General features: G+C 56.1%; 14 protein-coding genes. 2 read left to right on the forward strand and 12 right to left on the reverse strand.

What is annotated here, in order from left to right:
* The first annotated feature begins 59 nt into the window (after positions 1-59).
* On the forward strand, positions 60-500 hold the full coding sequence (locus QLQ17_RS13325; RefSeq protein ID WP_283210063.1) for a YqaA family protein: 441 nt from the start codon (positions 60-62) through the stop codon (positions 498-500).
* Here QLQ17_RS13325 and QLQ17_RS13330 read toward each other — a convergent pair.
* On the reverse strand, positions 443-1,903 hold the full coding sequence (locus QLQ17_RS13330; RefSeq protein ID WP_283210064.1) for an ABC1 kinase family protein: 1,461 nt from the start codon (positions 1,901-1,903) through the stop codon (positions 443-445). The genes QLQ17_RS13325 and QLQ17_RS13330 overlap by 58 nt on opposite strands.
* 200 nt (positions 1,904-2,103) lie before the next feature.
* Here QLQ17_RS13330 and QLQ17_RS13335 point away from each other — a divergent pair, with 200 nt between their 5' ends.
* On the forward strand, positions 2,104-3,201 hold the full coding sequence (locus tag QLQ17_RS13335) for a GGDEF domain-containing protein (RefSeq protein WP_283210065.1): 1,098 nt from the start codon (positions 2,104-2,106) through the stop codon (positions 3,199-3,201).
* Here the strand turns inward: QLQ17_RS13335 and lipB are convergent.
* The 11 genes from lipB to QLQ17_RS13390 all read right to left on the reverse strand — a co-directional run bounded on the left by lipB (position 3,188) and on the right by QLQ17_RS13390 (position 13,068).
* Positions 3,188-3,826, reverse strand: coding sequence for a lipoyl(octanoyl) transferase LipB (gene lipB / locus QLQ17_RS13340; RefSeq protein ID WP_283210066.1), 639 nt, complete (start codon positions 3,824-3,826; stop codon positions 3,188-3,190). The two genes, QLQ17_RS13335 and lipB, sit on opposite strands and share 14 nt — an antisense overlap.
* Positions 3,827-3,829: 3 nt before the next feature.
* Positions 3,830-4,099: an HP0495 family protein gene (locus tag QLQ17_RS13345; protein ID WP_283210067.1), complete on the reverse strand. Its 270-nt coding sequence runs from the start codon at positions 4,097-4,099 to the stop codon at positions 3,830-3,832.
* A gap of 15 nt (positions 4,100-4,114) precedes the next feature.
* On the reverse strand, positions 4,115-5,290 hold the full coding sequence (locus tag QLQ17_RS13350; RefSeq protein WP_283210068.1) for a D-alanyl-D-alanine carboxypeptidase family protein: 1,176 nt from the start codon (positions 5,288-5,290) through the stop codon (positions 4,115-4,117).
* A 33-nt stretch (positions 5,291-5,323) separates the two neighbouring features.
* Positions 5,324-6,148 carry a septal ring lytic transglycosylase RlpA family protein gene (locus QLQ17_RS13355; RefSeq protein ID WP_502867387.1) on the reverse strand — a complete coding sequence of 275 codons (825 nt, stop codon included), beginning with the start codon at positions 6,146-6,148 and terminating at the stop codon, positions 5,324-5,326.
* A gap of 27 nt (positions 6,149-6,175) precedes the next feature.
* Positions 6,176-7,195: a lytic murein transglycosylase B gene (gene mltB, locus QLQ17_RS13360; RefSeq protein ID WP_283210070.1), complete on the reverse strand. Its 1,020-nt coding sequence runs from the start codon at positions 7,193-7,195 to the stop codon at positions 6,176-6,178.
* Between the two features lie 24 nt (positions 7,196-7,219).
* Positions 7,220-8,365, reverse strand: a complete 1,146-nt coding sequence (gene rodA, locus QLQ17_RS13365) for a rod shape-determining protein RodA (protein WP_283210071.1) — start codon at positions 8,363-8,365, stop codon at positions 7,220-7,222.
* On the reverse strand, positions 8,365-10,251 hold the full coding sequence (gene mrdA / locus QLQ17_RS13370) for a penicillin-binding protein 2 (RefSeq protein WP_283210072.1): 1,887 nt from the start codon (positions 10,249-10,251) through the stop codon (positions 8,365-8,367). Before mrdA ends, rodA begins: the two co-directional genes overlap by 1 nt.
* Before the next feature lie 9 nt (positions 10,252-10,260).
* Positions 10,261-10,731, reverse strand: a complete 471-nt coding sequence (gene rlmH, locus QLQ17_RS13375; protein ID WP_283210073.1) for a 23S rRNA (pseudouridine(1915)-N(3))-methyltransferase RlmH — start codon at positions 10,729-10,731, stop codon at positions 10,261-10,263.
* A 2-nt stretch (positions 10,732-10,733) separates the two neighbouring features.
* Entirely contained in the window at positions 10,734-11,084 is a 351-nt protein-coding gene (gene rsfS / locus QLQ17_RS13380; RefSeq protein WP_283210170.1) for a ribosome silencing factor, read from the reverse strand.
* Between the two features lie 88 nt (positions 11,085-11,172).
* Positions 11,173-11,805, reverse strand: coding sequence for a nicotinate-nucleotide adenylyltransferase (gene nadD / locus QLQ17_RS13385; protein ID WP_283210074.1), 633 nt, complete (start codon positions 11,803-11,805; stop codon positions 11,173-11,175).
* A 6-nt stretch (positions 11,806-11,811) separates the two neighbouring features.
* Positions 11,812-13,068: a glutamate-5-semialdehyde dehydrogenase gene (locus QLQ17_RS13390; RefSeq protein WP_283210075.1), complete on the reverse strand. Its 1,257-nt coding sequence runs from the start codon at positions 13,066-13,068 to the stop codon at positions 11,812-11,814.
* Positions 13,069-13,126 lie beyond the last annotated feature (58 nt).

Consider the following 13,126-nt stretch of genomic DNA (forward strand, 5'->3'; position numbering starts at 1 on the left):
TACGGGGCAAGCAATGCAGCCATCCATTTCGGACAGGTCGTGATTCACATGGTAAACCCGTGACTTATCTGACTCTTTTCTTAACGGCTCTGGCTGCCGCAACGCTATTGCCCGCCTATTCAGAAATTCTGGTCGGTGGCATGGTCACGCAGGGTTATTCCCTCTGGTGGATCTGGCTCTGGGCCACAACGGGGAATACAACCGGTTCGGTCATCAATGGTGTTATCGGCAGACAGGTGGATCGCTTTAAACACAAACGCTGGTTTCCCGTATCGGAAAAACAGCTGGATCAAGCCCGTACTCGCTTCAATCGTTATGGGCAGTGGTCATTGCTGCTGGGGTGGCTGCCGATTGGCGGTGATGCGCTCACGCTTGTGGGGGGCATTATGCGCGTGCCCTGGCTCAACTTCGTAGTGCTGGTGGGTATCGGCAAAGGGCTGCGCTACGCCTTTGTAATATGGGTCGTGCTGGAAGCATCCGGGTTGCCTGGCTCGCCATAAAGATATTCCTTTAATAGCGGCTCACCGTTAAATTCTGCGTGCAGCACGGCAATGAACGTGTATACGCCAATCAGCTTTCGGTTCAGAAACACAAATTCCTTGGGTGGCACCTTAAAGTAACGACTGATCGCCGATCGGGCAGCCTGTCTCGCAACCCTCGATGGCAGGTCACTTTGTTTCCAGCGATACTGACCCTGGTCATTGACGGCGTATTCTGGCCACTGGCTGTGATCACTGGAAAGAGGCTCCAATACGGACATACACACAGAGCCGAATTTGTTCAGTACATCTTGCGGCCAGTCACGACTCATGAATTTGAGCTTGATGCCTCCATCCACCACTCCGTCCAGGTCGCCCTCATAAGAGCACCTGATCATCTGGATGACGGGATCCAGAAATTCTGGTGAGTAGACCTGAACGGCACCGAAATCCAGCAAAACAATTTGATCATGGGTAGAACTTGCACCGCCCTCACCGGCAATCCGAATGCGGTAGTTACCGAAGTTGGGATCAGTCTGGATTTCACTCCAGACGAACAATTCCCTGAAGAAGAGCTCCAACGCCGCCTTTCCCAACTCGCTGCGGCGCTCCAGGGGAAGTTCGCGAACGGCCACAGAACTGACTGAATGGCCCTCTTCAAATGTTGACGCAATCACGTGGGCAGTACAGTACTCGTTCAATACTCGAGGCACCACAAATCGCGGGTCGTGTTCCAGCATTTTGCGGAATCTTTCTGTGGTTCGGGCTTCCAGCCGATAGTCCACCTCCCGGTGCATCATCACCCGGACCTCTTCCAGCCAGTCTTTGAACTCGGGTCCGAAATAGACCAGCCGGGCAATTTTCAGCAGGTGGGCGACGGAATTCAGGTCGCTGTCTACTGCTTCGTCAACACCCGGGTACTGAACCTTCAACACCAGTTCCAGGCCATCGTCGCGTCGTCTCGCACGATGAACCTGACCCAGAGAAGCCGCACCAATCGGCTCAGGGTCCACTTCCAGCTCTGCCAAACGGTCTGCACCAAGCTCATCTTTCAGAACCCGCTCAATCGCAGACCATTCCAGTGACGTGGTCTGATCCTCGAGCGTGTGAAGCGCTTCGGTAACCTCGTCGGGCAAAAAATGCTCACCGTACAGCGCCATCACCTGACCAATTTTGACCACACTTCCCTTCAGGCGCCCCAGCTCGTCGACCAGGAACTGAGCCTGACTGGACAGCATGGCTTTGTGTCTGGCCTCACGTTTATCCTTCCCGCTGAACCAGTTAGTCGCCATGTGCGATGCCATGCGAGTGCCCGCAAACAACCCTGCTTTTGTCAGCGACAGGCGACGTTCAAAACTGCCAGTTTTAATACGGGAAACGGAAGTGCCTTTGCTGTTGGACGTGCTTTTGCGCTTGGAAGCCATCTGAATCCTGTTCGGACTTGTCGGATGTCAAAGTCTAACCTGGTCTCACATTATACGGATCATGGCCTCGCAGCGCCTTACCGATCAGTCACTGTGTCTGCGGCCCCGAGGCCAATGTATTCAATGCCTTTGGGATTTACTTCTAGCCACGGCCTTCGGTTTACTTTTTTACACAATGAATGGGGCCAGAGGACGCTACTATGTCTGGCATGACAAAAACAACGACACAAGCGCCTGAGGTTAGACTGTCCCGGTTCAGGGTGACAGGAGAGATTCCTGTCCCCCTACTGATCGGGTGGTTGACCTGTGCGGCCGTTCCCCTGCTCCTGTTTTTCGGCTGGCGCTCACTGGAGCGTGGCGAGACCACCGCCGCCTACCTTCTGGCAATGTTTGCCGCATTGCTGGCACTCAACGGGCTGGTCTATCTGATCAGCCGCAGAACAACGCTACAGCGGCGTGGCTTCATCACCATTATCACTGTGCTGTTCACCTATTTGGCCGTCAATGCCATTGAGGAGGGCGCGGCCATACTCTGGCTCTTTGCCTACCCTGCCATTATTTTTTACATCAGCGAAGCCCGGGTTGGCGTGCTGGCCTGCATTGGCGGGCTATTCGCAACCGCCGTTCTGTTCAGCCCGGTTGGCGAGACCATGTTCGACGTCCCCTACACCACCAGCTTCAAGCTGACGATGCTGGCCGTGCTGACATTCGTAATGACCACGTGCTTCGCCCTCGACCAGAGTCGGCGCCGCGCCAAACTGGGCTTGCTGAAACTGGCGGCTGAATTTGAATATGCGGCCAAACACGACACCATGACCGGACTGGCCAACCGTCGCGAGGCTCACGCCCAGCTTGATACCGAATATGAACGTTACCTTAGAAACAACCGGCCGTTCTCCGTGCTGTTAATGGACATTGACCTGTTCAAATCCATCAATGATAACTACGGTCATCACGTCGGAGATGATGCCATTGTGATGGTTGCCCAGACTTTAAAAGAACAGAGTCGCAAGGTTGATACGCTATCGCGGTGGGGCGGCGAGGAGTTTCTGCTGTTGCTGCCGGAGACAGACTGTGATGAAGCTGCCCGGACTGCCGAACGCATTCGCTTCAAGATTTCCACCACCCCAATCAGTGCGGACAATCAGACCATTTCAACAACCGTCAGCATCGGCGTGGCCACCATCGAGGGCACTGAATCGGTCGACAGACTTCTTCAGCGGGCAGACGAAGCCCTTTACGAAGCCAAGAAGAATGGCCGCAACCTGGTAAGGCAGCACGGAATCACCAGCCACTGACCCGCGATATCGAATCAATTGACAACTTGCTCTGAAGCGCAGCCTCAAGGGCCCCGCCCACGGCTTCGACCGTGATGGAGGGCACGAAATCCAGCATCTGGCACATGGGCATTCCGGCAAAACCACAGGGATTGATGCGGGCAAACGGCTCCATGTCCATGTTGACATTGAGCGCAAGGCCGTGGAACGAGCAGCCACGGCGAACCCGGAGGCCCAAGGACGCAATCTTGGCCTGTTCTACATAGACCCCGGGAGCATCGGGCCGCGGCGCTGCATCAATGCCAAATTCTCCCAGGCAGCTCACGATCGCCTGTTCAATGACATCCACTAATTCGCGAACACCCATCTTGCGGCGCGTCAGATCAATCAGCAGGTAAACTACCAACTGGCCGGGGCCGTGATAGGTAACCTGCCCACCTCTGTCGACCTGGATCACCGGAATCTCTCCAGGCGCCAGGATATGCTCGGCTTTGCCAGCCTGGCCCTGGGTATACACTTTCGGGTGCTCCAGAAACCAGAGCTCATCCGCCGAATCCGGTCCGCGCTGGGCGGTGTACGCCTTCATCGCTTCCCAGGTTTCCAGATAGGGCTGCTCCCCTAACGTTCGCAGGATCAGCTCTGCCATGGACTAGAGCACCATGTGCACGCGGCCGCTGGACTTGAGGTCTTCAAACAACGCTTTGAGCTGAGGCTCGCCGGTAGCAACAATTGTCAGGTTCACCGAGACAAACCGCCCCCCCTTGCTGTCCTTGACCGTAACGTCATCCTCGGACACTTCCGGTGCATGGTATTCAACAACGGAGAGAACAAATTCAACGAAATCCGGCGCAGCGTCTCCGATCACCTTGATCACGTAGTCACAGGGGAATTCGATTTTCGGAGCTTTCGGATCACTCATTGGCTCTCAGACTCCCTAAAACAACTGAATAAAGAACAACTTGATCGCGTCCCAGATACGCTTGAAGAATCCGCCTTCCGGCACATCGCTCAGAGCCAGAACGGGCTGGTCAACCACAGTTTCGTCATCCAGCGTGACCTTTACCCGACCCAGCTCATCGCCAACTGAAACCGGAGCTTTAATGACCGTATCCAGTTCAATGATGGACTCCAGAGAGTTACGAGAACCACGAGGGATGGTGACATGCACATCTTCCAGTATGCCCACAGACAACTGATCACTCTGGCCACCCCAGACCCTCGCTTCCATCAACTCCTGGCCTTTGCTGAACAGACGCTCTGTCTCGTAGTAGCGGAAACCGTAGTTCAGCATCTTCTGGATTTCCTGAGCCCGTGCTGACGTGCTGCTGGCCCCCATCACAACCGCAATCAAGCGGGTATCGTTTCGTTTGGCTGAGGCCACCAGGCAATAACCAGCTTCCTCTGTGTGCCCGGTTTTCAGACCATCCACGCTATCGTCACGCCACAACAGACTGTTGCGGTTAGGCTGGCGAATGTTGTTGTAGGTAAAATGCTTTTCGGCATAGATCGGGTAGTTTTCCGGATAGTCCTGGATGATGGCCTTGGCCAACAATGCCAGATCCCGTGCCGTTGAGAAGTGATCAGGTGCTGGCAGACCGGTGGCATTGGCAAAACTGGTTGCCTCCATGCCCAGCAACTGCGCCTGCTGGTTCATAATATCGACAAACGCGCCCTCGCTGCCGGCCACAAACTCAGCGAGTGCCACGGATGCGTCATTGCCAGACTGGATAATGACACCACGAAGCAGATCCTCAACCGAAACTTCCGTGCCTTCCTTTACAAAGGTTCTTGACCCTTGCGTCTTCCAGGCGTTGACGCTGATGGGCACCATATCGGTCATGGAAATACGGCCTTCATCCAGTTCCCGCTCGACAATGTAAGCCGTCATCATTTTTGTCAGACTGGCAGGCGGCAGTCGCTCGTCGCTGTTCTCCTCCATGATGATACGCCCGGACATCGGGTCCATCAGGATGAAAGAACTGGCCGCAATCTGGGGTGGAGACGGAATCAGGACCGATTGTGCTGACGCAGTCACCGCCGGAAACAGAACCAGCAGTAGTAAGGAAAGAACGACTCGTAAGAATCTGGGGAACAGTCTAGTAAGTGCCATGGGATCCGTTCGATGTATTGGTGAGTGGCTGTATTAGTGATTGTCAGTCAGAAGAATGGATTCCTTGAATCCTCGATCTTCCAGACGTGTCTGCGCTTCCAGGGCTTCGTCTTCATTGTGAAACGGCCCAACCTGTACACGATGAAACCGGCCGGACTCCGTCACTATCTCACGCACCCTCATCGGGTTGGAAATCGCCTGGCTGGCCTGTTCCAGAAGCATTTGTGCCGGGCTCCTGTGGCTGAATGATCCAAGCTGCACAAACAGCGCCTGGTTTCCGGTACTCGCTATCGGCTCTGACGACCCACCGAAGGGCTTACCCGCCATGGTCATCGATCCATCAGGCCTGACATTGATAGCGGCGACCTCCACACGGGCCGTTCCGCTGCCAAGATAACCCAGTTTTTTAGCCGCTGCGTAAGAAAGATCGATCAGTCTGTCGCCATGGAATGGCCCGCGGTCATTAACCCGTACGATAACAGACCGGCCATTATCGAGATTGGTGACCCGGGCATAGCTCGGAATCCGAAGACTCTTGTGGGCCGCCGACATGGCGTACATGTTGAAGATCTCGCCATTGGAGGTCTTGTGACCGTGGAACTTCTCCCCATACCAGCTGGCTGTACCCTGCTGAACATAGCGTTCGTTGGAGCTCATCACACGATAGGATTTGCCCCAGACGGTGTAGGGAGATTTATTGCCCGCCGAGCGAGGCTTTTCGTACCTGGGTTGCGCATCCTGCAAACCAGAGACGTCGAAGTTACCGGCAGGTGCACGATCCTGAGAGATCGAATACCGCGAGGAGTGGTCGGGCGTGGAGCTGCATCCGGCAATTGCCAGTGCCACCAGCACCAACATTGGAACAACCGACTGTTTCACCACCGTTTACCCGTCCTTCCTGTTTCCACCAAGATCTTCACCTGACTTGAGGGCCCGTGCAAGCTGATACACGGCCATCGCATAGAGGTGACTGTGATTGTAGCGGGTTATCACGTAAAAGTTGCGATATGTGAGCCAAAGTTCATGTTTCCCTTCACCCTCGCCACCGTTCAGCCTCAATGCTCTGGCCGGAAGGTCATCGTCGACAGAGTCGGGGACCGGCAACCCCGCCTCGCGGTAGTCCGACACCGTAAGGTTCGGTTTCAGTCCGCTCGTGAGTAACGCCGAGTTAGCTGGTAGTTCCGCATCAAGCTGGTCTGCCACTGGTTCGCCATGCTGCCACCGATGCTCACTGAAGTAGTTGGCGACGCTGCCAATGGCGTCAACGGGATTATCCAGAATGTCGGCAACACCATCTCCGTCAAAATCGACCGCATAGTGGCGATAGCTGCTGGAGATAAACTGCCCGTAACCCATGGCGCCGGCGTAAGAGCCTTTCAGGGACAGAGGATCCAATCCTTGCTCGCGAGTCATCAGAAGGTACTGTTCGAGTTCACTGCGAAAGAACTGGCTGCGTGGCGGGTAATCAAACGCCAGGGTCGCGAGTGCGTCCAGCACCCGATAATTGCCGCGATAACGCCCGTACCAGGTCTCAACGCCGATGATCGCGGTCACGATTTCCGGCGGTACACCGTATTCCCGCTCGGCGCGGGCCAGGGGGGCCGCGTAGGCCGCCATGAACTCCAGCCCCTGGGAAATACGCTCAGGCTTCATGAAAATCTTGCGGTAGCTGTGCCACTCGAGCGTTTTCTCTGCCGGGCGACTGATGGCTTCCAGAACAGCATCCTGGCGTTGTGCATCTCTCAACAAAACCTCTACCCGGCCTGCCTCAAATCCGTAATCCTGAGCCATGGTACTGACAAATGCCTGGCCAGCCTCGGACTCGTGATACTGGCTTGCCGACAGTGAGGCAGGCAGAAAACAGCAGAAGATCAACAGAATCGAGGGCGTACGGGCATTCAACATGCAAATTTCTCACTTTCAGGTCTGTCAGGCACTGATCATCCGCCTGTGAGTGTGAATGGACATGAGAACACCAAAAGCTGCCATCAAAGTCACGCTGGACGTACCGCCATAACTGATCAGGGGCAATGGCACGCCAACGATCGGAAGCAGCCCGCTAACCATGCCTACGTTTACAAAGATGTAAATAAAGAAGGTCATCGTCAGGGCACCAGCAAGCAACCGGCTGAAGGAATCCTGAGCCATGGCGGCGATATAAAGGCAGCGGAGGATAATAAGAAGGTAAAGCCCCAACAGGCAGGCCATACCAACGAACCCGAACTCTTCGGCCAGTACCGCAACAATAAAATCGGTGTGGCTCTCCGGCAAGAACTCCAGGTGCGACTGGGTCCCCTGCAGCCAGCCCTTGCCTTCCAGGCCGCCAGACCCGATGGCCGTTTTTGACTGAATGATGTTCCAGCCCGCGCCAAGGGGGTCACTTTGAGGATCGAGCAGCGTTAATACCCGCTGTTTCTGGTAGTCCCGCATCACGAAAAACCACATCAGCGGTGCCGAGACAGACGCCAGAGCGAAGAAGGCACTGATGAGCTTCCAGCTCATGCCCGCGAAGAAGATTACAAACAGACCCGCAGCACCGACCAGAAGAGACGTTCCCAGATCCGGCTGCAGAATAATCATCGCCATGGGCATCACCACGATCACGAAAGAGCCCGCAACGTAGCGAAGACGTGGCGGCAGAAACTGACGTGACAGATACCAGGCCGCCATCATGGGCACCACCAGCTTCATTAGCTCCGACGGCTGAAACCTGGGCAGGCCGGGCAGTGCAAGCCAGCGCTGGGCACCCTTGGCTCCAACGCCGAACAACAAAACGGCCAACAGACCCGCAACACCGGCAACGTATAACCACGGGGCCCAACGGCGGAAAACGGCTGGATCAAACTGAGCGAACACCACCATCACCACCAGAGCCACACCCATACGGATGCCCTGGGCTTTCACCACCGCCATGTTCTGGTCAGCCCCACTGTACAGAATAAACAGTCCGCCAGTGATCAAGACAAACAGCAGAAGCAGCAGCACAGGATCCAGATGAACCATCGACCAGAAACCTCTGGCCCTGCCCGCAAGCGCGTGGTTATGTGGCTGGTCAAGAAATTGTCCGGCTGCCATCAGTTATTGGTCTCCTGACCCAGTGCTGCCAACGATTCCTGCTGAGAGTATTCCAGAATCCAGGCGTCGAACATGGCGCGGGCGACAGGTGCGGCGGTACCACTGCCGCTGCCGCCATTCTCTACAATCACGGCAACGGCAATCTGCGGATTGTCCAACGGAGCAAAACCGACGAAAAGGGCATGATCGCGTAACCGTTCGCGGACCTCTTCCTCATCATATTCTTCATCTTCCGCCAGGCTGAACACCTGGGCGGTACCCGTCTTACCTGCCATCCGATAGGCAGCGTTTCTGCCAACCCTGCGAGCCGTACCCTTTGCTCCGTGCATGACTTCTGCCATCGCATCGGCGGCAAATGCCCAGGTATCGGGATCTTTCAACGAAATGGATTGATGGGTTGCCTCGGGCAAAACCTCATCAACTGACCGATCGCCCTGAACAGACTTCAGCAAACGGGGCTCTGCCCAGTTTCCGCGGTTTGCGAGCACCGAAGTTGCGGTTGCCAGCTGAAGCGGTGTAGCAAGCATAAAGCCCTGGCCAATCCCCATATTCACCGAGTCACCCGGGTACCAGGGCTGACTGTGCACCGCCCGCTTCCAGTCCCGGGAGGGCAGCAAACCACTCATGGCCCCCGACACGTCCAGAGTCGCATCTTCGCCAAATCCGAACTGGGACAGGTAGTGGTGCATGGTGTCCACCCCCATCTCGGTCGCCATCTCGTAAAAATAGATATCGCAAGACTGCGCAACCGAGTCCTTCAGGTCGACCCAGCCGTGGCCACTGCGTTTCCAGTCTCGCCAGCGTCTGCCGCTGTTTTTGAGCTGAAAATAGCCCGGATCCCAAATGGTTTTGTCGCGGGTGGTTGCACCGCTATCAAGGCCCGCAACGGCTAACATGGGCTTGATGGTTGACCCCGGCGGATACTGGCCTCGCAGCGCCCGGTTAAAGAGGGGTTTGTCCAGGCTGTCACGGAGCTCCCGATAAGCATCCACCCCGATGCCGGTGACAAACAGATTCGCATCAAAGCCCGGCACGCTGGCCAGTGCCAGCAGACCGCCAGTGGAAGGCTCAATGGCGACGATAGCGCCGCGACGACCATCCAGCAGCTTGTGTGCCAGGCGTTGAAGTCTCAAATCCATATGAAGCTCGATGTTTTCACCGGGCACCGGATTCTGCCGCTCCAATACCCTCAGGGTACGACCCCGTGCATTGGTTTCTACGTGCTGGTAACCAACCTCACCGTGCAACAGCTCCTCATAGAAGCGCTCGACGCCTGATTTTCCAATGTAGTTGGTACCCGCGTAATTGACCGGATCAATACGCTGCAATTCCTGACGATTGATACGCCCAACGTACCCAAGGGCGTGCGCTGTCAGCTCGCTGTGGGGGTAGTAGCGAACCAGTTCAGCGGCTACCTCGACCCCGGGCAATTCGTGACGATGAACCGCCAGGCGAGCGATTTCCTGTTCGGTCAAATCGTATCTGAGAGGGAGCTCTTGAAAGGGCCGACGGCGCTCTTCCAGTCGACGCTGGAATCGTTCCATGTCTTCTTCGGAGACTTCCAGCAATTGCTGGAGCTTGGCGAGGGTTTCATCCATGTTACCCACCCGTTCAGGCACCAGGGTAACGCTGAAGACGGGCCGGTTCTCTGCCAGCAATTCGCCATTACGGTCGTAGATCAGACCCCTCGGTGGAGAGACCGATTGAACCTGTACCCGGTTTTTGTCTGAAAGCGTGGTATAGACATCGTGCTCAACAACCTGGAGCTGATACATGCGAGCCACCAGCAGGCCAAGCATGACAAACACTAACACCAGCATCACAACGGTTCGTCGCTGGAACAGTCTGCGCTCTGCTACGGTATCCTTGAATTCTCCCCAGGGCATGATGAGTTCCTAAGCCCGATGGTAAGGATGGTTGCGGGTGACCGTCCATGCGCGATACAGCTGTTCCGCCAGAAGGATTCGAACCAAGGGGTGAGGGAGTGTGAGGTCGGACAGGGACCAAAGCTGATCTGCACGCTGACGGCAAGTATCGTCCAGCCCGTCAGGACCACCCACCAGAAAACAGACATCCTGGCCATCAAGCTGCCAGCTTTCCAACTGGTCAGCCAGTTTTTCGGTAGACCAGCTACGCCCGCCTACCTCCAGCGCAATCACGCGATCTTTTGCCGCGACCGCTCCAAGAATGGCCTCGCCCTCGCGCTTCTTCAACCTTGCGATGTCCGGATTTTTGCCGCGGTGGGCCATGGGTATTTCAGTCAGCTCTATTCCAAGCTCGGGCGGCATGCGGCGGGCATAGTCACTGAACCCCTGGCTGACCCAATCAGGCATTTTCTGCCCGACACAGATCAGTTTCAGACGCATGTCTATTCGCTTCCCGCTACACCCAGGTTCGGGGCATCGCGCCAGAGGCGCTCAAGATCGTAAAACTCGCGGGTGGCAGGCATCATGACATGCACAACCACATCGCCCAGATCTACCAGAATCCAGTCGCTGGCCCCGGAACCCTCAACGTTGCTGGCACGGACGCCCTGCTCTTTTGCTTCAGAGACAACCGAGTCTGCCAGTGATTTTACGTGGCGGTTGGAAGTACCCGATGCAAGAACCATGAAATCGGTCACGCTGGTGCGGTCTCTCACATCGATCACGCTTACGTCCTGCGCTTTGATATCTTCAAGCGCGTTCACTACCAGTTCTCTAAGCTGCTCTGCCTGCATAATCACCCTGTTGAGCATGAAGCAGCCCCTATGGCCGCCTCTATCGTCTTACCTATTGGTTATTGTATCACTAAAAGTTCCCGTCAAGTCACGGTCTGTAGAGCCCCAAGTGACGAATTTTTAACCAGACGGTATCAGGCAAAAGGTATCGCGGCGACCGCCCATCCGCGATTCGTTCGCGAATACCCGTCGCGGAAATATCCATGAGGGGTGGCTCGAGAACCAGAACCCGGCCACACGGGGCCGCGTAAAGCTCCTCTACCGTGGTCGCCGCCTTTTGCCTCATTAAGTCGGCCGCAGCGCTCCCCGCGGGGATGTCGGAGCCCGGACGAACCACCACAATGATGTGTGCCAACTGCGGAATCGCTTCCCACTCCCGCCAACGATCAAAGCTGGCGAAAGAATCCGTGCCGACAACCATTGCCAGAGGCTTATCCTGACCAATTTCGCTGCGGATCTGACGCAGCGTATCTGCCGTGTAAGAAGCACCTTCACGCTCCAGTTCTCGCTCATCCACCACCAGCCCAGGTTCGTCCGAGACCGCCAGTTGCAGGAGGTCAAGACGCTGATCACTGCCAGCCCCCGGCGATTGTCGATGCGGCGGAATGTGACAGGGAACCAGTGCGATTTCCGCCGTACCCAGACACTCTTTTAGCTCAATCGCCAGCCGCAGATGTCCATGATGGATGGGATCAAATGTACCGCCATAGATCACTTTCATAAACGATCAGGTACGCACATGGCCGTCGCCAAATACCACGTACTTCTGGGAGGTCAGCCCTTCCAGGCCAACCGGGCCGCGCGCGTGTATCTTGTCCGTGGAAATGCCAATCTCGGCACCCAATCCGTATTCAAAACCGTCCGCAAAGCGAGTGGACGCATTCACCATTACCGAGGCGGAATCCACTTCCGTCAGGAATCGACGCGCTCGGGTATAGTTTTCAGTCACAATGCTATCGGTGTGCTGGGAACTGTACCGGTTGATGTGCTCAATGGCCTGATCCAGCCCATCCACCACTCGCACGGCCAGCACTGGCGCCAGATATTCTTCAAACCAGTCCATTTCGGTCGCTGCAACCGCATCTGACAGGATGGCCTGCGTTCGGGAGCACCCACGCAGCTCCACGCTCTTCTTGCGGAACGCTTCCGCCAACAAAGGCAGCATATCTTCGGCAATCTCCTCATCCACCAACAGTGTCTCCATGGTGTTGCAGGTTCCGTACCGCTGAGTTTTGGAATTGAGTGCGATATCCAGTGCCTTTTGTGGATCGGCATGACTGTCTACATAAACATGGCATACGCCATCCAGATGCTTGATGACTGGCACTCGAGCGTCCTTACTGATGCGCTCAATCAGACCTTTACCGCCACGGGGCACGATGACATCGACAAACTGGGGCATGGTAATCAACTTACCCACAGCGGCACGATCGGTGGTCTTGATCACCTGCACCGCGCTTTCCGGCAAGCCGGCTTCGGCTAGCCCCCTGGCCAGACAGGCTGCGATGGCCTGGTTGGACTCAATGGCTTCAGAGCCGCCACGCAGGATGGTGGCGTTGCCAGACTTCAGGCAAAGGCTGGCCGCCTCGACTGTTACGTTCGGGCGTGATTCGTAAATAATGCCGATCACACCCAGCGGCACGCGCATTTTACCCACCTGGATACCGGACGGGCGAAAAGTCATCCCGGTAATTTCACCAATGGGATCTGGCAGCGTTGCCACCTGTTTCAGGCCCTCGATCATTGCATCAATACGGGCCGGGGTCAGCTCCAGACGGTCCAGCATGGCGGCCTCAAGACCGTTGTCTTTACCACGCGCCAGATCAGCCTCATTGGCCTGCGCCAAGGCGTCACGGGCACTTTCCAGCGCCTCGGCCGTCGCCAGCAGGGCGCGATTACGCGTCGCAGTTGTGGAACGAGCCACCTCCGCCGCTGCGCGTCGTGCTTCCTGGCCGACTTCCGCCATGTAAGCTGCAATATCCATCGAAAACCCTTCTCTTAACTGATCCATTTTGCAATTCAGTACTTAAGCTCGCTGAAGC

The organism is Marinobacter sp. CHS3-4 (assembly GCF_030053415.1).
In the GTDB taxonomy this organism is placed as follows: domain Bacteria; phylum Pseudomonadota; class Gammaproteobacteria; order Pseudomonadales; family Oleiphilaceae; genus Marinobacter.